19 protein-coding genes and 1 pseudogene are annotated in these 20,120 nt (G+C 68.2%); 12 read left to right on the forward strand and 8 right to left on the reverse strand.

Going from position 1 to position 20,120, the window contains the following annotated elements; translation table 11 throughout:
- Positions 1-283 precede the first annotated feature (283 nt).
- Together MQN93_RS24720 and MQN93_RS24725 are read left to right on the forward strand one after the other, a co-directional pair.
- Positions 284-694 carry an ATP-binding protein gene (locus MQN93_RS24720; RefSeq protein ID WP_242711327.1) on the forward strand — a complete coding sequence of 137 codons (411 nt, stop codon included), beginning with the start codon at positions 284-286 and terminating at the stop codon, positions 692-694.
- A gap of 33 nt (positions 695-727) precedes the next feature.
- Complete coding sequence (locus MQN93_RS24725; protein WP_242711328.1) at positions 728-1,612, forward strand: RpnC/YadD family protein; 885 nt, start codon at positions 728-730, stop codon at positions 1,610-1,612.
- Between the two features lie 130 nt (positions 1,613-1,742).
- On the opposite strand, the gene MQN93_RS24730 is transcribed toward MQN93_RS24725, so the two are convergent.
- The 5 genes from MQN93_RS24730 to MQN93_RS24750 form a co-directional block, all read right to left on the reverse strand.
- Positions 1,743-2,789 (reverse strand): ABC transporter ATP-binding protein, encoded by a 1,047-nt coding sequence (locus tag MQN93_RS24730; protein ID WP_242711329.1) that lies wholly within the window; start codon positions 2,787-2,789, stop codon positions 1,743-1,745.
- A gap of 26 nt (positions 2,790-2,815) precedes the next feature.
- On the reverse strand, positions 2,816-3,841 hold the full coding sequence (locus MQN93_RS24735; RefSeq protein ID WP_016437794.1) for an ABC transporter ATP-binding protein: 1,026 nt from the start codon (positions 3,839-3,841) through the stop codon (positions 2,816-2,818).
- Positions 3,842-3,852: 11 nt separating this feature from the next.
- Entirely contained in the window at positions 3,853-4,833 is a 981-nt protein-coding gene (locus tag MQN93_RS24740) for an ABC transporter permease (protein WP_016437795.1), read from the reverse strand.
- An 81-nt stretch (positions 4,834-4,914) separates the two neighbouring features.
- The gene (locus MQN93_RS24745; RefSeq protein ID WP_016437796.1) at positions 4,915-6,696 is read right to left on the reverse strand and encodes an ABC transporter substrate-binding protein; all 1,782 of its coding nucleotides are present in this window, start codon (positions 6,694-6,696) and stop codon (positions 4,915-4,917) included.
- 81 nt (positions 6,697-6,777) lie between these two features.
- A complete protein-coding gene (locus tag MQN93_RS24750) occupies positions 6,778-7,806 on the reverse strand; it encodes an ABC transporter permease (RefSeq protein ID WP_016437797.1) in 1,029 nt (342 codons plus the stop codon).
- A 426-nt stretch (positions 7,807-8,232) separates the two neighbouring features.
- On the opposite strand from MQN93_RS24750, the gene MQN93_RS24755 reads away from it, so the two are divergent.
- From MQN93_RS24755 to MQN93_RS24775, 5 genes are read left to right on the forward strand one after another with little or no spacing between them, the layout of a single operon-like run.
- The gene (locus MQN93_RS24755; RefSeq protein ID WP_242711330.1) at positions 8,233-9,870 is read left to right on the forward strand and encodes a peptide ABC transporter substrate-binding protein; all 1,638 of its coding nucleotides are present in this window, start codon (positions 8,233-8,235) and stop codon (positions 9,868-9,870) included.
- Positions 9,871-9,876: 6 nt separating this feature from the next.
- A complete protein-coding gene (locus MQN93_RS24760) occupies positions 9,877-10,800 on the forward strand; it encodes an ABC transporter permease (protein ID WP_016437799.1) in 924 nt (307 codons plus the stop codon).
- Positions 10,793-11,770 (forward strand): ABC transporter permease, encoded by a 978-nt coding sequence (locus tag MQN93_RS24765; RefSeq protein WP_242711331.1) that lies wholly within the window; start codon positions 10,793-10,795, stop codon positions 11,768-11,770. The genes MQN93_RS24760 and MQN93_RS24765 overlap by 8 nt, the downstream gene beginning before the upstream one ends.
- A 7-nt stretch (positions 11,771-11,777) precedes the next feature.
- Positions 11,778-12,752, forward strand: coding sequence for an ABC transporter ATP-binding protein (locus MQN93_RS24770; RefSeq protein ID WP_242711332.1), 975 nt, complete (start codon positions 11,778-11,780; stop codon positions 12,750-12,752).
- On the forward strand, positions 12,745-13,815 hold the full coding sequence (locus tag MQN93_RS24775) for an ABC transporter ATP-binding protein (RefSeq protein WP_242711333.1): 1,071 nt from the start codon (positions 12,745-12,747) through the stop codon (positions 13,813-13,815). The genes MQN93_RS24770 and MQN93_RS24775 overlap by 8 nt, the downstream gene beginning before the upstream one ends.
- Before the next feature lie 145 nt (positions 13,816-13,960).
- Here MQN93_RS24775 and MQN93_RS24780 read toward each other — a convergent pair whose 3' ends face one another.
- Complete coding sequence (locus tag MQN93_RS24780) at positions 13,961-16,081, reverse strand: S9 family peptidase (protein WP_242711334.1); 2,121 nt, start codon at positions 16,079-16,081, stop codon at positions 13,961-13,963.
- Positions 16,082-16,257: 176 nt separating this feature from the next.
- Here MQN93_RS24780 and MQN93_RS24785 point away from each other — a divergent pair, with 176 nt between their 5' ends.
- Entirely contained in the window at positions 16,258-16,452 is a 195-nt protein-coding gene (locus MQN93_RS24785; protein WP_016437804.1) for a hypothetical protein, read from the forward strand.
- A 28-nt stretch (positions 16,453-16,480) separates the two neighbouring features.
- On the opposite strand, the gene MQN93_RS24790 is transcribed toward MQN93_RS24785, so the two are convergent.
- Positions 16,481-16,675, reverse strand: coding sequence for a DUF397 domain-containing protein (locus MQN93_RS24790; protein WP_372504449.1), 195 nt, complete (start codon positions 16,673-16,675; stop codon positions 16,481-16,483).
- 5 nt (positions 16,676-16,680) lie between these two features.
- A pseudogene (locus tag MQN93_RS24795) lies at positions 16,681-16,863 on the reverse strand (transcriptional regulator); the annotation flags it as partial.
- A gap of 451 nt (positions 16,864-17,314) precedes the next feature.
- Between MQN93_RS24795 and MQN93_RS24800 the strand changes: the two are divergent.
- From MQN93_RS24800 to MQN93_RS24815, 4 genes are all read left to right on the forward strand, one after another.
- On the forward strand, positions 17,315-18,190 hold the full coding sequence (locus MQN93_RS24800) for a helix-turn-helix domain-containing protein (protein ID WP_242711336.1): 876 nt from the start codon (positions 17,315-17,317) through the stop codon (positions 18,188-18,190).
- 58 nt (positions 18,191-18,248) lie between these two features.
- Positions 18,249-18,626, forward strand: coding sequence for a hypothetical protein (locus MQN93_RS24805; RefSeq protein ID WP_242711337.1), 378 nt, complete (start codon positions 18,249-18,251; stop codon positions 18,624-18,626).
- A gap of 167 nt (positions 18,627-18,793) precedes the next feature.
- Entirely contained in the window at positions 18,794-19,681 is an 888-nt protein-coding gene (gene mshB, locus MQN93_RS24810) for an N-acetyl-1-D-myo-inositol-2-amino-2-deoxy-alpha-D-glucopyranoside deacetylase (protein ID WP_242711338.1), read from the forward strand.
- The gene (locus MQN93_RS24815; RefSeq protein ID WP_016437806.1) at positions 19,678-20,088 is read left to right on the forward strand and encodes a DUF6113 family protein; all 411 of its coding nucleotides are present in this window, start codon (positions 19,678-19,680) and stop codon (positions 20,086-20,088) included. The genes mshB and MQN93_RS24815 overlap by 4 nt, the downstream gene beginning before the upstream one ends.
- Positions 20,089-20,120 lie beyond the last annotated feature (32 nt).

The raw sequence follows: 20,120 nt of genomic DNA on the forward strand, positions 1-20,120 counted from the left end.
CCGCGGCCTCACGCAGTTTCCGCAGCTCGATCCCTAGGCGCTCCTGACGTGCCGTGGCCTGCTGCCTGCGCGGCATGAATTCCTCCTTGCGCCCAACTGCCCGGTGGCAGCACCTCGTTCGGAGGGAAGATTACGGCAACGACTTGCACGGGACCAACATTGCGCCCTACCGTCAGTCACGCAACGTACACCCTGCGGAAGTGCACCGCTCCGTCGTGCCACGGCGGCTGCGGCAACGCCACCGCGTGCGGAACCCCAACTCACCACTCGCTGGAGCTGACCCATGCCCGAAAACGAACCGTGGGACTACACCCTCTACATCCCGAACGACCTCAGAGCCGTCACCGTCTGTCGCCGTACCCTGCGTCTGATCCTGACGCTGCACGGCCGGATCGGGCTCGTGGACACCGCCGAACTGGTCGCGACGGAGCTGATCTCCAACGCCGTACGACATACCAAGGGACCTGCGGCGCTCAGGGTCCGGCAGTCGATGGAGGGGGTGATCTGGATCGGGGCGTGGGACACCGACCCCGAACCACCGGAGCCCCCACGGCCGTTGAGTCAGGTCACGGAGCTGGAGGCGGGTCGCGGGCTGGGCCTGGTCATGGCGTGCGCGGACAGCTGGGGCTGGCAGCCGTCGGCCCGGTTCGGGGAGCGGGGCAAGTACATCTGGTGTGACCTGGCCGTCGCGTAGCTCGTTGATCAAGTCGGATGGAAAGGAGAGCCGATGGTCAGCTCGACGCACGAGGCGATGCACCGGATCTTCCAGAAGGACCCCGCGCTGCTGACGCGGGCGCTGCAGCAGGTGCTGGGTGTCGCCTTTCCCGAGCCGCGGGACTTCGCCGGCATGAACATCGACCTCACCGAGATCGAACCGGTGGAGCGGCGCGTGGACACGCTGTTACGGGCGGAGACGGACGAGGGTCCGTACCTGCTCGTGGTGGAGGCGCAGCGGCAGAAGGACGACCGCAAGCGCGGCAGCTGGCCGTACTACCTCACGTACCTGCACGAGAAGTACCGCTGCGAGCCCGTGCTCATCGTCACCACACAGTGCAGCGCCACGGCCCGCTGGGCGGCCGAGCCGATTCATCTCGGCGTGCCCGGCAGCCCCTCTCTGACGGTCCGCCCGCTCGTGCTCGGACCGGACAACGTACCGGTGATCGCCGATGCGCGGGAGGCCGCACGAGATGTACCTCTTGCGGTGCTCTCGGCCATGACACATGGCCGGGGATCGAAGGCCGCCGCCATACTGGAATCGCTGGCAACCGCCCTGAAAACCATTGACGCGGACAGTGCCGCGGCCTTCGCGCAGTTCGTCGACTCATGCCTGGACGACCCCCAGGTCAAGCACATGTGGAGGGACCTGATGACGGCGATGCAGTACTTCTGGCGGCACCCTCTGGCCGAGCAGGTGCGCGAGGAGGGGCGAGAGCAGGGACGGGCTCAGGCCAAGGCCGAGATGATCCTCCGCATCCTGGAGTGGCGTGGCATTCCTGTGCCTGAGGACGTCCGTGAGCGGGTGGAAGCCTGCACCGACCTGGAGCAGCTGGAACTCTGGGCGCAGCGGGCTGTGCATGCGGCCGATGCGGCGGAGCTGTTCGTCGACGGGTGACCGGGCAGGCAAAGGCCCGCGTCCAGTCAGACGCGGGCCTTCGATCCCCTGGAACCGGACACTCACGAGCTCGGGTCAATGGGCCGCAATAGTCCGTTCCGTGGTGGCGGCGGTGACGGAAAGGGGTGTGTCAGGCCGCTGCCTCGGGGTCTTTGGTGAGGTGGGGGGACGGGACAGTGTCCGCTGTTTCCGGGTAGTGGCAGGCCGTCAGGTGGCCGGGCTTGTTGCCCTCGACCTGGACCAGCGGCGGGGCCTCGCTCGCGCACTTGTCCGTCGCCTTCCAGCAGCGGGTACGGAAGCGGCAGCCGGAGGGCGGGGAGATGGGGGAGGGGACGTCGCCGACGAGGCGGATGCGCTCGCGGGCCGGGGTCTCGTCCGCCGTGGCCTCGGGGACGGCGGAGAGCAGAGCCCTCGTGTAGGGGTGGCGCGGGTTGCCGTACAGGTCGTCGCGGTCCGCGATCTCGACGATCTTGCCGAGGTACATGACGGCGACGCGCTGCGAGAAGTGGCGTACGACGGCCAGGTCGTGGGCGATGAAGACGAACGCGATGCCCAGGTCCCGCTGCAGCTGCTGCAGCAGGTTGACCACCTGCGCCTGGATGGAGACGTCGAGGGCCGAGACCGGCTCGTCCGCGACGATCAGTTTCGGTTCCAGGGCCAGGGCACGGGCGACACCGATGCGCTGGCGCTGGCCGCCGGAGAACTCGTGCGGGAAGCGGTTGTAGTGCTCGGGGTTGAGGCCGACGATCTCCAGGAGTTCACGGACGCGCTTCTCGCGGCCGCCCTCCGGTTTGATGTTGTTGATCTCCATCGGGCCCGAGATGATTTTTCCGACCGTCTGCCGCGGGTTCAGCGAGGCGTATGGGTCCTGGAAGATCATCTGGATCTCGGAGCGGATGGGTGCGAGGTCCTTGCGGCCCGCGTGGGTGATGTCCTGCCCGCGGTAGGAGATCTTGCCCGCTGTCGGCTCCAGCAGCCGGGTGATCAGCCGGCCCGTGGTCGACTTGCCGCAGCCCGACTCGCCGACCAGGCCCAGGCTCTCGCCCTCGGCGACCTGGAAGTCCAGCCCGTCGACCGCCTGCACGGCGCCGATCGTCCGCCGGATGGGGAAGCCGCCCTTGACCGGGAAGTGCTTGGTCAGACCCGCGACGTCCAGGAGGGGGGTGGTGCTGCTCATGGTGGTGAAGTCCCGTCTCTTGTACGTCAGTTGGTCCGCGCCGTGGCGTAGTCCGCGAACAGCTCGCGCTTCTGCTCCGGCGTCAGGTGGCACGCCGAGCCACGGCCGTCCGTGAGCTTCAGGGCCGGCTGCTCGGTGGAGCACAGGTCGCCGGGGACCTTCTCCGCGAACGTGCACCGGGGGTGGAAGCGGCAGCCCGACGGCGGGTTGAGCAGCGAGGGCGGGGCGCCCGGGATCGGCGACAGGGGCACGTCCACCGGTCCGTCCAGGCTCGGCATCGAACCGAGCAGCCCCAGCGTGTAGGGGTGCTCCGGCGTGCGCAGCACCTCCTGCTTGGTGCCCTTCTCCACACACCGCCCGCCGTACATCACCAGCACGTCGTCCGCGATGTCGGCGATGACCCCGAGGTCGTGGGTGATGAAGATGATCGCGGTGCCGAACTCCTGCTGCAGGTCCTTCAGCAGGTCCATGATCTGGGCCTGCACGGTGACGTCCAGCGCGGTCGTCGGCTCGTCGGCGATCAGCAGTTCGGGGTCGCAGACCAGCGCCATGGCGATCATCGCGCGCTGGCGCATACCGCCGGAGAACTGGTGCGGATAATCGTCGACCCGCATGTCCGGCTGCGGGATGCCCACCCGGCGCAGCATCTCGATCGCCCGTGCCCGGGCCACCCTCTTCGAGGCGCCGGTGTGCTTGCGGTACGTCTCGCCGATCTGCGCACCGATGGTGTGGTACGGCGACAGCGAGGCGAGCGCGTCCTGGAAGATCATGGACATCTTGTTGCCGCGCAGCTGCTCCATCTCCCGCTCGGAGGCGGTGATGAGCTCCTTGCCGTCGAGCAGGATCTCGCCGTCGAGCTTGGTGTTGCGCGGGTCGTGCAGGCCCAGGACCGCCAGGTTGGTCACGGACTTGCCGGAGCCGGACTCGCCCACGATGCCGAGGGTCCTGCCCTTCTCCAGGTCGAAGGAGAGCCCGTCGACGGCCTTGACGACACCGTCCTCGGTGCCGAAGTGCACGCGCAGGTCACGGATGGAGAGGAAGGGGGTGCTCATGGTCGCTCTCCTTACGCGAGGCGCACGCGCGGGTCGATGAAGGCGTAGACGCCGTCGACGATGATGTTGAAGACGACGATCGCAGCGGCGGCGACCATGACGACTCCGAGCAGCATGGGCAGGTCGTTGGTGCTGACCGCCTTCACGGAGAGCATGCCGAGGCCCTGCAGGCTGAACGTCGACTCGGTGATGATCGCGCCGCCGAGCAGCACACCGAGGTCGAGGCCGAAGATGGTGACGATCGGGCCCATCGCGCCGCGCCAGGCGAAGCGGAAGAAGACCGTACGGCGGGACATGCCCTTGGCGCGGGCCGTGCGGACGTAGTCCTCGCTGAGCGCCTCGACCATCTGCGAGCGCGTCATACGGGTGTAGTTGGCCGTCCAGATCAGGGACAGCACGATCCACGGCACCAGCAGGCCCTTGGCCCAGGCCGCCGGGTTGTCGGTAAAGGGCGTGTAGCTGGCCCGGTCCAGCAGGTGCCACTGGTCGACCAGCAGATACGTGGCGAGCACGCCGACGACGTAGATCTGCATCGAGGACGCGATCAGCGAGGCCGAGCTGGCGATCTTGTCCACGGCCTTGCCCTGCTTCACGGCGGCCAGCATGCCCGCGCCGATGCCGAAGATCAGGTAGATGACCGAGCTGCCCAGCGAGAGCGACAGGGTGGTCGGGAAGCGGTCCGCGATGGTGCTGAGGACCGACTCACGGCTCTGGAACGAGTAGCCCAGGCAGGGTGCGTGGCAGTGGCCGAACGACGTGTAGTCGCGGCCCACGAAGATGCCCTTGAGCCAGTCGAAGTACTGCACGGGAAGCGGATCGGCGATCCCCAGGTTCTTCCGCACCAGCTCCAGGGTCTCGGGGGTGCAGGCCTTGCCGCAGGCGATGCGGGCGGGGTCGCGCGGGGCGGCGTAGAACAGGACGAACACGATCGCGCTGATGATCACCAGGATCACCGCGGCACCGATGATTCGTCGGACAAGGAAGCGGAGCATGGCAGTTGGGTTTTCCTGACGGATGCCGAAGGGGGGTAGGAAGCGGGGCGGCCGGGAGCCGCCCCGCCACGAGGCCGGTCGTCAGGCCTTTACGTACGTCTTGTAGAGCAGGGTCGCGGAGAAGTTCGGGTCGAACATCGCACCGCCGACCTTGTTGCCGTAGACGTAGTAGCGGCGCTGGTACATCTCCGGGATGATCGGCGCCACTTCCTCCATGATCCGCTTGTCGAGCGCGGCCCAGGCGCTGCCGGCCTTCTTCTGGTCGGTGATGACCATGTTCTTCTGGATCGTGGAGTCGATCCAGGGGATGTTCGTCTGCGAGACGTTGTAGAGGCCGTCACCGATGTTGGCGCTGTCGAACAGCGGCTGGATCATCGTGTAGGCGGTCGGCCAGTCCGGGGACCAGCCGAACCACATCACGTCGTAGCTGTTGTCGACCTTCTGGACCTGGTCGTAGTACGTCGTGGAGTCGACCGGCTTGATGATCGGGGTGAAGCCGGCCTCCTTCAGGGCGTTCTCGATGACGACCTTGGTCTTGTTGTACGTCGGGTCCTGCGGGAAGGCGTAGACGATCTTCATGCCCTCCTTGCCGGCTTCCTTCAGCAGCTTCTTCGCGGCGGCCGGGTCGCCCTGCGGCTTCTTCAGCTTGCCGTAGACGTCGAACTTCTCGCGGCCCAGGATGTCGGGGCTGAGGATCGTCGTCGCGATGTCGCCGGAGGACGGGCCGCCGTAGATCTGCCGGATCTGCTGCAGCGGCCAGGCGTGGTTGAGGGCCTGGCGGACCTTCAGGTCGGTGACGCGCTTGGTGTTGATCGCGTAGTAGTAGGTGCCGGTGAGCAGACCGTTGAAGGTGCGCTTCTTGATCTCCGGGTCGGTGAGGACCTTCTGGATGCGCTCGGCGGGCACGCCCTTGTAGATGGAGACCGCGTAGGCGTCCTTGCCCTGGGAGGCGATGAGGCGGTCCACGCCGTCCAGGGTCTCGATGCCGAAGTCGAACTCGAAGCCGTCCGGGTAGGCGTTGCGGATCGAGTCGGTCGCCGGGTCCCAGTACTTGTTGCGGACCAGCGTCATCGACTTGTCGGTGACGTGGCTCTTGACCTTGTACGGGCCACAGGCGGCGGGGTGCTTGTCGTACTTCTCCTTGGTGTCCAGCTTCGGGGACACCGCGGCGTACGAGTGCATCGCCATCGTCCAGTTGAAGTCCGGGCGGGCCTCGGCGAGGTTGAAGGTGATGGTCCGCTTGGCCTTGTCCGTCACGATCTCGGACAGGTGCTTGCCCTTGTACGGGCCCTCGTACGCGTCACGCCACTTGCCGCCCTTGCCGGTCAGCGCGATCTGCACATAGCTGGCGGACTCGATGATGTACGGCGCCCACAGGCGCTCGATGCCGTGGCGGACGTCCTCGACGGTCAGCTCGCTGCCGTCCTCCCACTTCAGACCCTCCTTCAGCGTGAAGGTCCAGGTCTTGCCGCCGTTGGACATCGTGCCGGTGTCCGTGGCCAGGTCGCCGACGAGCTTCTGCGAGCCGTCGGAGGCGATCTTGTAGCCGGTCAGGCAGCGGTGCAGCAGCAGGGCCGCGGTGGAGTTGTACGCGTAGTAGATGCGGCCCGGGTCCAGGTGGGAGAAGTCGTCGGGGGCGATGCCGTAGATCGTGCCGCCCTTCTTGGCGCCCGGGACCTCCGGGGCCGGGCCCGTCGAGTCCTCCTTGGTGCCGATGGTGACCTTGGAGTAGGTCTTGGCGCCTCCGCCCGAGCCGCTGCCGCTGCCGCCGCCCGCGTCACCGCTGCTGCATGCGGACAGGAGCGTCGAGCCCGCGGCCGCGACAGAGGTGGCTATGACGAAGTTTCTGCGGGAGAGAGACATGGCAGACCCGTTTTCTCGTGGATGGGGAAGGTGCTTGGTGCGCTCCGGCCGGGCCCCGTCGCCCGTCGGAGTGGGGGACGTTCAGCGCTTGGTCTTCGGGTCCAACGCGTCGCGGACCGAGTCGCCGAGCAGGTTGAAGGCGACGACGAAGATCACCATCGACAGACCAGGGAAGAGCATGAAGGTGATGTCGTCCTGGTAGTACTTGGCGCCGAACTGGAGCATCACGCCCCAGTCCGGAGTGGGGTCCTGGAGGCCCACTCCGAGGAAGGCGAGACCGGCTTCCGCCGTGACGTAGATGGGCAGCAGGAGTGTCGACTGGATCAGGATCGGCGTCCACAGGTTGGGCAGCAGTTCCTTGAAGATGATCCGCGCCGGGGACGCGCCGGTGACCTTGGCGGCCTCCACGAACTCCCGCTCGCGCAGGGCGAGTACCTCGCCGCGCAGCAGTCGGGCGATGGAGGCCCAGCCGAACACGGTCATCACGATGATGAGGCTGGTGACGGTCAGCCAGACCGGGGTGTTCTCCTCGGGCGACACGAAGATCGCCAGCACGACCGGCCAGAACGCGATGAAGAACAGCGTCTGGGGGAAGGCCAGCAGGATGTCGATGACCCGGCCCACGAGGTAGTCCGTCTTGCCGCCCAGGTAGCCGGCGGTGATGCCGATGACGACGCCGAACAGGGTCGTCAGCAGCGTGGCCGCGGTGGCGATGAGCAGCGAGTTGCGGATGCCGTAGAGCAGGAAGGTGAAGACGTCGCGGCCGAGCTGCGGCTCGATGCCGAACCAGAACTCGGAGCTGATGCCGCCGTTGGGCTTGACCGGGAAGTTGAACTCGTTGAGCAGGCCCGGGATGTTGATGCCGTACGTCGTGTACGGATCCTTGCCGTACAGCTTGGAGATCAGCGGGGCGCAGATGGCCACGACGAAGAAGAAGAGAACCACGTAGCCGGATATGACGCCCGCGCGATCCCGCTTGAAGCGGCTCCAGGCGAGCCGTCCCGGTGAGCGGCTTTCATTGCCCTTGAGGGCCGAGGGCTTCGCCGGTGTCACGCTGTCTTCGTCGGTCACCTCGAGCGGGGCGGCCGGGGAAGGGGTAGGGGGGGTCATGATGCTCCGTGCCCTGTGGGTCAAGGACTCCGCAGGGCGCTCCCTACGGGCTACGCCGGACTTTTTCAACGCAATTCGTTCAAGGTCAATAAATTCTCACTCGACTTGGCGCGCTATTTACCTTCTTTGCCTGCGCTTGATCATTCTGTAGCTACGCGTGTAGCGCGTCGTAATCGATCCGTGTCCGGATTCGGGCCAACTGCGCGAAACGGGCAAGGAGTTCGATATACGGACGCCTCTGTATCGGAATCTGTACATCCCGGCGTCACAATCCAACGGTTCGGCATCGGATCGCGAAGATCCATTGCGCCCATTCGGATGGCGCGCCCCGTCCAAGATCCCCCAATGGCCTCGGTCCATGTGCGCCATGCCCCCTCTGAGCCGATATTTGCCGGTAATGGACCGGCAGTCATGAGGAGGCACTCCATGCGTGGAGCCACGCACGCCACATGGGCCGCAGGCGCGGCGGCGATCGCACTCGCCGCGACGGCCTGCGGGGGCGGCGGCAGCGACAACGGCGGTGGCAGTGGTGACAGCGGTGCGGTGCTCAGCTCCTCCTGGGGGGACCCGCAGAACCCGCTGGAGCCGGCCAACACCAACGAGGTGCAGGGCGGCAAGGTCCTCGACATGATCTTCCGGGGGCTGAAGAGGTACGACCCGAAGACCGGTGCCGCCCAGGACATGCTCGCCGAGAAGATCGACACCTCGGACTCGACGAACTTCACCGTCACCGTCAAGAGCGGCTGGAAGTTCAGCAACGGCGAGCCCGTCACCGCCCAGTCCTTCGTGGACGCCTGGAACTACGGCGCCAGCCTGAAGAACAACCAGAAGAACGCGTACTTCTTCGGCTACATCGAGGGCTACGACAAGGTCCACCCCGACAGCGGCAAGCAGACCGCCGACACGCTCTCCGGTCTGAAGGTCACCGGGGAGCGGACCTTCACGATCAAGCTCTCCCAGAAGTTCTCGACCTTCCCCGACACCCTCGGCTACCCGGCGTTCGCACCGCTGCCCAAGGCCTTCTTCGACAACCACGCCGCGTGGATCAAGAAGCCGGTCGGCAACGGGCCGTACCAGATCCAGTCGTACACCAAGGGCTCGAAGATGTCCCTGCGCAAGTGGGACGGCTACCCCGGCGACGACAAGGCGCAGAACGGCGGCGTCGACCTCAAGGTCTACACGGACAACAACACCGCCTACACCGACCTGATGGCCGGCAACCTCGACCTCGTCGACGACGTGCCCGCCGCCCAGCTCAAGAACGTCAAGGCCGACCTCCAGGGCCGGTATCTGAACACCCCGGCCGGCATCATCCAGACGCTCTCCTTCCCCTTCTACGACAAGAACTGGAACAAGAGCGGCTCGCAGAAGGTCCGCAAGGGCCTGTCCATGGCGATCAACCGCAAGCAGATCACCGACACGATCTTCCAGAAGACCCGCACCCCGGCCACCGACTGGACCTCCCCGGTCCTCGGCGAGAAGGGCGGCTTCCAGGACGGACTGTGCGGGGACGGCTGCGAGTACAAGCCCGACGAGGCCAAGAAGCTGGTCAAGGAGGGCGGCGGGCTGCCCGGCGGCCAGGTCAGGATCGGGTACAACGCGGACACGGGCTCGCACAAGGAGTGGGTGGACGCGGTCTGCAACTCCATCAACAACGCGCTCGACAACGACAAGGCCTGCGTCGGCAACCCGGTCGGCACCTTCGCCGACTTCCGCAACAAGATCACCGCGAAGAAGATGACGGGGCCGTTCCGGGCCGGCTGGCAGATGGACTACCCGCTCATCCAGAACTTCCTGCAGCCGCTCTACTACACCAACGCCTCCTCCAACGACGGCCACTGGTCGAACAAGGACTTCGACAAGCTGGTCAACCAGGCCAACAGCGAGACCGACACCGCCAAGGCGATCTCGCTGTTCCAGGACGCCGAGAAGGTCGTACGGGACAACATGGCGGCCATCCCGCTCTGGTACCAGAACGGCAGCGCCGGCTGGTCCGAGCGGCTCTCGAACGTCGCCCTCAACCCCTTCAGCGTCCCGGTCTACAACGAGATCAAGGTGGGCTGAGCGCCGATGGGCAGATACGTGGTCCGGCGTCTGCTCCAGATGATCCCGGTGTTCATCGGGGCCACGCTGCTGATCTTCCTGATGGTGAACGTGATGGGCGACCCCATCGCGGGACTGTGCGGCGAGCGGCAGTGCGACCCGGCCACGGCCGCCCAGCTGAAGAAGGAGTTCGGCCTCGACAAGCCCGTGTGGCAGCAATACCTGACCTACATGGGGAACGTCTTCACCGGCGACTTCGGCACCGCGTTCAACGGGCAGAAGGTCACCGAGCTGATGTCGACGGCGTTCCCGGTGACCATCCGGCTCACGATCGTCGCGATCCTCTTCGAGATCGTCATCGGCATCACGCTGGGCGTCGTCACGGGGCTCAGGCGCGGGCACCCGGTCGACACCTCGGTGCTGCTGCTCACCCTCGTCGTCATCTCCGTCCCCACCTTCGTCACCGGCCTGCTGCTGCAGCTGCTGCTCGGGGTCGAGTGGGGCTGGATCAAACCGTCGGTCTCGCCGGACGCGAACTTCGGCGAACTGATCGTGCCGGGCCTGGTCCTGGCCTCCGTCTCCCTCGCCTACGTCACCCGGCTGACCCGCACCTCCATCGCGGAGAACCGGCGCTCCGACTACGTCCGTACGGCCGTCGCCAAGGGACTGCCCCGCCGGCGGGTCGTCGTCCGGCATCTGCTGCGCAACTCGCTGATCCCCGTGATCACCTTCATCGGCACGGACATCGGGGCGCTGATGGGCGGCGCGATCGTCACCGAGCGGATCTTCAACATCCACGGCGTCGGCTACCAGCTCTACCAGGGCATCCTGCGCCAGAACACCCAGACGGTGGTCGGCTTCGTGACCGTGCTGGTGCTGGTCTTCCTGGTCGCCAACCTCCTCGTCGACCTCCTGTACGCCGTACTCGACCCGAGGATCCGCTATGCCTGAGCGCTACGAGTCCGAGGGGGCCATCTCCGGCGCGGGCATGGGCGGGGCCATGGACCTCGCGGTGACCGAGGCGGAGACGCTGGAGCGGACGCCCGAGGGGCCGGACGGCTCGGGCCCGGCCGGCAAGCCCCGCTCCCTGTGGTCCGACGCCTGGCGGGACCTGCGCCGCAACCCCGTCTTCATCGTCTCGGCCCTGGTGATCTGCTTCCTGGTCGTCATCTCCCTGTGGCCCTCGCTGATCGCCTCCGGCAACCCGCTCAAGTGCGACCTCGCCAAGGCCCAGGAGGGCTCCCAGCCGGGCCATCCCTTCGGCTACGACGGCCAGGGCTGCGACGTCTACACGCGGACCGTGTACGGGGCCCGCAAGTCCGTCACGGTCGGCGTCTGCGCCACGCTCGGGGTCGCGCTCCTCGGGTCGGTGCTGGGCGGGCTCGCGGGCTTCTTCGGCGGGTTCTGGGACTCGCTGCTGTCCCGCGTCACCGACATCTTCTTCGCGATCCCGGTCGTCCTCGGCGGCCTGGTCCTGCTCTCCGTCGTCACCAGCAACACGGTCTGGCCGGTGATCGGCTTCATGGTGCTGCTGGGCTGGCCGCAGATCTCCCGGATCGCCCGCGGTTCGGTGATCACCGCGAAACAGAACGACTACGTGCAGGCCGCCCGCGCCCTCGGCGCCTCCAACTCCCGCATCCTGCTGCGGCACATCGCGCCCAACGCGGTCGCGCCGGTGATCGTGGTGGCGACCATCGCGCTCGGCACGTACATCGCCCTGGAGGCGACCCTGTCGTACCTCGGCGTGGGTCTCAAACCCCCCACGGTCAGCTGGGGCATCGACATCTCGGCCGCCTCGCCCTACATCCGCAACGCCCCCCACATGCTGCTGTGGCCGGCCGGCGCCCTGGCCATCACGGTGCTGGCCTTCATCATGCTCGGCGACGCGGTGCGCGACGCCCTCGACCCGAAGCTGAGGTGATGACGCGATGCTGCTCGAAGTGCGGGATCTGCAGGTGGAGTTCAGGACCCGGGACGGGATCGCCAAGGCCGTCAACGGGGTCTCGTACAGCGTGGACGCCGGGGAGACCCTGGCCGTGCTCGGGGAGTCCGGGTCGGGCAAGTCCGTCACCGCGCAGGCGGTCATGGGCATCCTCGACATTCCGCCCGGCAGGATCACCGGCGGCGAGATCCTCTTCCGGGACCGGGACCTGCTGAAGCTCAAGGAGGACGAGCGGCGCAAGGTGCGCGGGGCCGAGATGGCGATGATCTTCCAGGACGCGCTGTCCTCCCTCAACCCCGTGCACTCCGTGGGCGACCAGCTCGGCGAGATGTTCGTCGTGCACCGGGGGATGTCGAGGAAGGACGCACGGGCCAGGGCCGTCGAGCTGATGGACCGGGTGCGCATCCCGGCCGCCAGGGAGCGGGTCAAGGACTATCCGCACCAGTTCTCCGGCGGTATGCGCCAGCGCATCATGATCGCGATGGCGCTCGCCCTGGAGCCGGCGCTCGTCATCGCCGACGAGCCCACCACCGCCCTCGACGTCACCGTCCAGGCCCAGGTGATGGATCTCCTCGCCGACCTGCAGCGCGAATACAACATGGGGCTCATCCTCATCACCCACGACCTCGGCGTGGTCGCCGACGTCGCCGACAAGATCGCCGTCATGTACGCGGGCCGGATCGTGGAGTCGGCCCCCGTGCACGACATCTACAAGGCCCCCGCGCACCCGTACACCCGGGGCCTTTTGGAGTCGATCCCGCGCCTGGACCAGAAGGGCCAGGAGCTCTATGCCATCAAGGGCCTGCCGCCCAACCTCATGAACATCCCGCCCGGCTGCGCCTTCAACCCCCGCTGCCCGATGGCCCAGGACGTGTGCCGCACCGATGTACCGCCCCTGTACGAGGTGGACGAAGTGCGGCGCAGCGCCTGCCACTTCTGGAGGGAGTGCCTGCATGGCTGAGCCGATTCTGCAGGTGAGCGGGCTGGTCAAGCACTACCCGCTCACCCAGGGCATCGTCTTCAGGAAGCAGGTCGGCGCCGTGAAGGCCGTCGACGGCGTGGACTTCGAGCTGGGCCGCGGCGAGACCCTCGGCATCGTCGGCGAGTCCGGCTGCGGCAAGTCGACGGTCGCCAAGATGCTGGTCAACCTGGAGAGGCCGACGGCCGGGGAGATCCGCTACAAGGGCGAGGACATCGCGCGCCTGTCCGGCAAGGCCCTGCGCGCGGTGCGACGCAACATCCAGATGGTCTTCCAGGACCCGTACACCTCCCTCAACCCCCGGATGACGGTGGGCGACATCATCGGGGAGCCGTACGAGATCCATCCCGAGGTGGCGCCCAAGGGGGACCGGCGCAAGAAGGTCCAGGAGCTGCTGGACGTCGTGGGGCTCAACCCCGAGTACATCAACCGCTATCCGCACCAGTTCTCCGGCGGCCAGCGACAGCGCATCGGCATCGCACGGGGGCTCGCCCTGCGCCCGGAGATCATCGTCGCCGACGAACCGGTCTCCGCCCTCGACGTGTCCGTCCAGGCCCAGGTGATCAACCTGCTCGACCGGCTGCAGAGCGAGTTCGAGCTGTCGTACATCTTCATCGCGCACGACCTGTCGATCGTCCGGCACATCTCGGACCGGGTCGGGGTGATGTACCTCGGGCGGATCGTGGAGACCGGCCGGGACAGCGAGATCTACGAGCACCCCACGCATCCGTACACCCAGGCGCTGCTGTCCGCCGTCCCGGTGCCCGACCCGGAGGCGCGCGAGCACCGGGAGCGGATCATCCTGACGGGCGACGTGCCGTCCCCGACGAACATCCCCTCCGGCTGCCGCTTCCGCACCCGCTGCTGGAAGGCGCAGGAGCGGTGCGCGCTGGAGGTGCCGGCGCTCGCGGTGCCCGCCGAGTTCCGGTACGCGGCCGGCCCCGCCGCGCACGACTCGGCCTGCCACTTCGCGGAGGAGAAACAGGTCGTGCCGCCCGAGGAGCCGGGGCGCAAGGAGCAGGCTCAAGAGCAGGCGGAGGAGTAACACGCAGGCAACTTCGCCGACCCGCATCCGATATACGGACGCGTCAGGCTCGGGAGCGTACGGCCGTGCGGGTGCCGTGAAGCGGGCCGGGGTGCGCCATGTCACCCCGGCCCGCTGCCGTGCTCCGTCAGAACTGCGCCAAGGACTACGCCAGGCCCAACGACCGCCGCAGGAAGTCCAGTTGCAGGAGCAGCAGGTTCTCGGCGACCGACTCCTGCGGGGTCATGTGCGTGACGCCTGACAGCGGCAGCACCTCGTGCGGCCGGCCGGCGGCCAGCAGGGCCGAGGAGAGCCGCAGGGAGTGGGCGACCACCACGTTGTCGTCCGCGAAACCATGGATGATCATCATCGGGCGGTGCTGCTCGGCCGGATCGACCAGACCCGCGTCGTCGATCAGCGAGTTGCGCCGGTAGACCTCCGGCTGCTCGCCGGGGTGCCCGAGGTAGCGCTCCTGGTAGTGGGTGTCGTACAGGCGCAGGTCGGTGACCGGGGCGCCCACCACGGCCGCGTGGAAGACGTCCGGGCGGCGCAGTGCCGCGAGGGCGGCGAGGTAGCCGCCGAAGGACCAGCCCCTGATGGCGACCCGGTTCAGGTCGAGCGGGAAGTCGCCGGCGAGCGACTGCAGCGCGTCCACCTGGTCCTGGAGGACGATCGCCGCGAGGTCGTCGCGCACCGCCTTCTCCCAGGCCGGGGAGCGGCCCGGGGTGCCGCGGCCGTCGGCGACCACGACCGCGAAGCCCTGGTCGGCGAACCACTGCGAGGTCAGATGCGGATTGTGCGCGACGACCACCCGCTGGCCGTGCGGACCGCCGTAGGGATCCATGAGCACGGGCAGCGGACGCACGCCGTCGTGATCGCGGGGGAGCAGGACGGCGCACGGGATGCGGCGCGTGCTCCCCTCGGTGAGGGTCACGCGCGGGGACATACCGGGATCTTCGGCATATGACGCGATGGTCGTCAGCTGCCTGCCGTCGCGAAGTACCTGCGCCTGGGCGCCGGGCCGGTCGAGCGTGGCGGACACCAGCACGGTCACGCCCCCGGCGCGCACCGCCGAGTGCACGCCGGGCTCCTGCGAGACGCGCTCCAGGCCGAGCTCGTTGACGCGGTAGACATGCACCTCGCCGGTCTCGGAGTCCTCCGCCTCGGCGCCCGCAGACGCCGCGACCAGCACGTCGTCGGGTCCGACGTCCAGCACCGCGCGCAGATGCAACTGCGGTCCGGTCAGCGGGCGTTCACCGACCGCGAGGACCCGGGCGCCACCCTCGTCGACGATCCGCACGAGCTGCCCGGAGGGGCTCCAGCAGGGCACCCCTGGGAAAAGATCAAGCCAAACTGGATCTTCGTCCGCGTGCACCAGCCGGGTCTGACCGCTCTCCGGGGAGACGGCGAGGAACAGCTGGCTGCGCTGGTCGCGCGCCTGTACGAGCAGCAGCGGTGCACCCGCTTGTGACCAGTGCACATGCGCCAGGTACGGATAGCGCGCCCGGTCCCAGACGACCTCCGTGCGCGTCCCGTCCAGGCCGATCACGAACAGCCGTACGTCCGCGTTGTCGGTGCCCGCCGCCGGGTAGGCGACGTGCAGTGGATCACGTTCCGGCTGGGCCGGGTCGGAGATCCACCAGCGCCGCACGGGCGTGTCGTCCACGCGCGCGACCAGCAGCCGCTCCGAGTCCGGCGACCACCAAAAGCCCCGCGAGCGCTGCATCTCCTCCGCCGCGATGAACTCGGCCAGGCCGTAGGTGACGTTCTCCGACTCCGGTTCCGCCAGGGCCCGTTCGTCCTTGCCCTCGGTGCTCACGACCCGCAGCGCGCGGTGCGCGACGTAGGCGACGTGCCGTCCGTCGGGGGAGGGGCGCGGGTCGATCACCGGCCCGGCGGCGGGCAGTTCGCGTGCCGTGCCGGCCCGCAGCTCGGCCGCGAAAAGCCGCCCTGACAAGGCGAAAGACGCCAACTCGACGGCCGCGTCGGTGGCGTAGCCGACGATGCCGGCGCCGCCCTCACGACTGCGTTCGCGGCGTGCGCGCTCCTCGGGCGGGAGGTTCTCGGCGGCGCCGCCCAGCAGCGTGCGCGGGTCGGCCGCGACCCGCTCCTCGCCCTGCGCCGTGTCGAGCACCCACAGGGAACTCGCTCTGTCCGTACCGGAGGTGGAGCGCAGGAAGGCGACACGCGCGCCGTCGGGCGCCACGGTGAACGCACGGGGCGCGCCGAGCGTGAATCGCTGGGTGCGGGCGTGCCTGCGGGGGAAGGAGTCGGACCTCGTCGTCATGCTCCGACCATATTGGCCATGCGCCCCCTTGTGCGGCCGTGCGCCGACCGATGCGCACGCCCGGATAGTTATGATCACTACCGCATAGTGGGTATGAACCTGCTGGTTATTGCATGGATTTATCTGGCCCCTGAGTCCGACCCCCGCGCCCTTGGGACCTTTGGAGGTGAGCCGCCGTGGCACTCTCGATTTCGGCGGTTGTGCTGCTGGCGATCATCGTCGTCCTGCTGATCAAGAAGTCAGGACTGAAGGCCGGGCACGCGATCGTCTGCGCGCTGCTCGGGTTCTATCTCGCCTCCTCGACCGTCGCTCCGACCATCAACGAGCTGACGACGAACATCGCGGGGATGATCGGGAGCATCAAGTTCTGACGCCGGTGCTGCCCGGTCGACTGCGCCGTCAGCCCTCGGACGCGTACGCCACGAAGTCGGACCATGCCTCCGGCGAGAGCTGGAGGCGGGGGCCGGTGGTGTGTTTGGAATCGCGGACGTGGATGGTGGCGGATGTGGTGGCGACCTCTACACAGGAGTCGCCCTCGCTGTTGCTGCTGTAACTGCTCTTGAACCAGGCCAGATCGCGGGCGTCCCCGGTCATGGGGATCATGTTTCCCCCAGCAGTTGCTCGATGAAGGCTGTCGACTCACGTGGGGTGAGAGCCTGAGCTCGGATGATGCCATACCGCAGTTCGAGGATACGGAGCTGTTTGGGCTCAGACACCGGACGCCCGTTGGCGACGGCCGGGGAGCGGCCCATCGCGGAGCCGTCGGGGAATTTCAGCACCTCGTCGGCCATGTCGAGATACTCAGGCCGGGGGATCCGCTTCCCGGCCTCGATCCTCCCAACCCGGCTCGTCCGACTCGCCCATGAGCCGGCTGACCTCACCGTCCACAGACATGCGCACACCCTCCGTCGTACGGCCGTACCTCTACGTAACCGCACGCCACGCTGAGTGATGCTAATCAAGAAACCGCCACCGGAACCCGACCGCTCGCGTTCCGGTGCCAGGGGCGATCTCTTTCAAGGACCACGATGGTGAAAGAACCCGGCCAAGCCCCACCCCTCCCGCCCGCGGCGCAGGCTCACTCGCCCGGGTGAACATTGCCAACTCGGCTGGATTTTCGGCCCCTTGATGGCTCTACGCTCGCCGCAACACAACCGCAGACATGCGACGGCCCCCGCCGGGACGGCAATCCCAGTGCGAGGGCCTGACCACCGAGGAAGTAGGAGCTTCCCGATGGACACGCAGCACCCTAGCGCGCCCTCGCGCACCCAGTCCCGGCTTGCCGCCAACAACCACCCGAACCAGGGGCAGCCCCACACGGGCGGCGGCCTCCGGCACGACAACACCCGTCACACCGCCCGCTTCACGGTGATCGGCAACCACCTCGCCCAGCACGCGGAACTCTCCCTCCTGGCGATCGGCCTGGCCTGCCACATCCAGTCGCTGCCCAAGGGCGCCCGCGTCGACATCAAAACCCTGACCGCCCGCTTCCCGGAGGGCGCCACCCGCATCGCCGCCGCCCTGCGCGAACTGGAGGCCCACGGCTACCTGCGTCGTGAACGCATCCGCCTCCCCGAGGGCCGCATCGTGACCCGCACCGTCTCCTGCAACCGGCCGGGGCGAGCCCGTCACGCCGACCGCGAGCCCGCACGGCCGTCCCACCCGAGGGAGGCGCCGACGAAGAAGCCGGCGCCCCGCAAGAAGGCTCTCCCTGCCATCCCGCAGCCCGCGTGCACCGCCCCCGCCCTCCTCCAGCAGGCCATCGACCTCCTCGCCGACCTGCGCCGCCACGACCCCCGCCTGCTCTTTTCGCCCTGCGACACGGCCCACCTGGCCTCGGGTGTCGCCGCCTGGCTGGAGCGAGACGTCACCCCAACCGCCGTACGCCTGGCCCTGACGGCAGATCTGCCGGACGAGCCCCTCCGCCGCCCAGCCGCCCTCCTGGCGCACCGACTCACCGCCCAGTTGCCCCCTCCACCCCCGTTCCGCGCCCCCACCCCGCCACCGCCCACCCGGCACCCCCTCCAAAACTGCGAAGGCTGCGACCGCGCTTTCCGTGCCCCGGCTCCAGGACGCTGCTATGACTGCCGTACACCCCTTGCCGCCTGAACCGCGTTCCCGACTCGGTGTCCCGATAACCTGGCCAGGGCACCCCCGGGAGGACACCATGAGCAGTCAGGCAGATCACGGGCACGAGCTGATCCCGCGACCCGAGCTGACGCCGGATGCCTTGCGTGCCGCCCTCGCCGTCGTTGCTCCTGGGCGCCTGGACGAGATGCAGGCCATGAAGGAGGATGCCTTCGCCAAGGCCGTCGAGTGGCAGTCGCTCAGTCCTGTGCAGAGCTGGGTCCTCATCTGGGCCAAGGAGATCGAGATCGCTCGCCGTCCAGACCTCTCCACTCGCCTCGCCCGAGCGCGGCGCGATCTCGAACATGAGGATCCGGACATCGCACGAGAAGCCCTGCGTGAACTGAGCGCAGTCATGGACGAGGCCCTGAAGGCAGTGCGCGAGTGGCTGGTTCGGCTATCAAGTCGTCGTGCGTAGCGAGCGCGTCTACGTCGTCCACATCACGTATCTAGGGTGCTGAGGGCCTTACGGCCGGTAGAAGCACGATCCGGAACCGAGGGACCGGAACCGGACACTTTCACCGGACGCACGTCCCCGCCCGAGCCCAAGCTCGCTTCCTCCCGCGACCCTCGTAGGGTTGCCCCATGACCGAAGAGCCCTCCCGGCGTCTGCTGCTGGTGCATGCGCATCCGGACGACGAGTCGATCAACAACGGCGCGACCATGGCCGCGTATGCCGCCGGGGGTGCCCGGGTGACCCTGGTCACCTGCACGCTCGGCGAGCGTGGCGAGGTCATCCCGCCGGAGCTGCAGCACCTGGCCGGCCCGGCCCTCGGCGCGTACCGGCAGCGTGAGCTCGCCGCCGCCATGGAGGCGCTCGGTGTCGAGGACTTCCGGCTGCTCGGCGGCCCGGGCCGCTACAGCGACTCCGGGATGATGGGCCTGCCCGACAACGACGACCCGGGCTGCTTCTGGCAGGCGGACGTCGACGAGGCGGCCCGGTATCTCGTCGAGGTGATCCTGGAGGTGCGCCCGCAGGTCCTCGTCACCTACGACGAGAACGGCGGCTACGGCCACCCCGACCACATCCAGGCCCACCGCGTCGCCATGCGCGCCGCCGACCTGGCCGCCGAGGCGGGATGGCCGATCCCCAAGGTCTACTGGAACCGGGTGCCCCGGTCCGTCGCCGAGGACGCCTTCGCCCGGCTTGCGGAGAATCTGCCCGCTCTGCCCTTCTCCAAGGCCGCCGTCGTCGACGACGTACCGGGTGTCGTGGCGGACGAGCGGATCACCGCCACCATCGACGGCACCGCGTACGCCGCCGCCAAGGCCGCCGCGATGCGGGCACACGCCACACAGATCGAGGTCGCCGAGGGCGGAGGCTCCTTCGCGCTCTCCAACGAACTCGCACAGCCCCTCTTCTCCACCGAGTACTACGAGTTGGTGCGCGGGCAGGCCGGCGGGCCGCGGGAGACCGACCTGTTCGCCGGGCTGAACCCCGATGCCGGCACGACTGCCGGGGAGGCGTCATGAACGAGCAAGGCTCCCTGCTCACCCAGCCCCTGCGGCCGCCGTCCGCCGGACGCACGGTCCTGTACCTCGGGCTCTTCGTGCTCGGTGTGGTCGTCGGCGCGGCCGGTGCGCTGTTGCAGGGCGCCTGGTTCCCGGGCGGTCTGCTGCTCGCCCTGGCCGGCGAGGCGGGGCTCTGCCTCGGCGGCGGATGGGCCACCGGCGGCCGGGGCGGTGCCATCGCGCCCGCCGCCGGCTGGATCATCGCCGTCATCCTGCTCACCGCCACCCGGCCCGAAGGAGACTTCCTCTTCGGCGCGGGAGGGGGCTCCTACCTCTTCCTCCTCGGTGGCATGGCTGTTGCTGTGATCTGCGCCACCCTTGGGCAGGGGCGGCAACCGGGCGGCCGTGACGTCCGACTTGGCAAGTGACGTACCACTTCGCCGTTAAAGGCGCGTGCGAG

Source organism: Streptomyces spinosisporus, from assembly GCF_022698145.1.
Lineage (GTDB): Bacteria > Actinomycetota > Actinomycetes > Streptomycetales > Streptomycetaceae > Streptomyces > Streptomyces spinosisporus.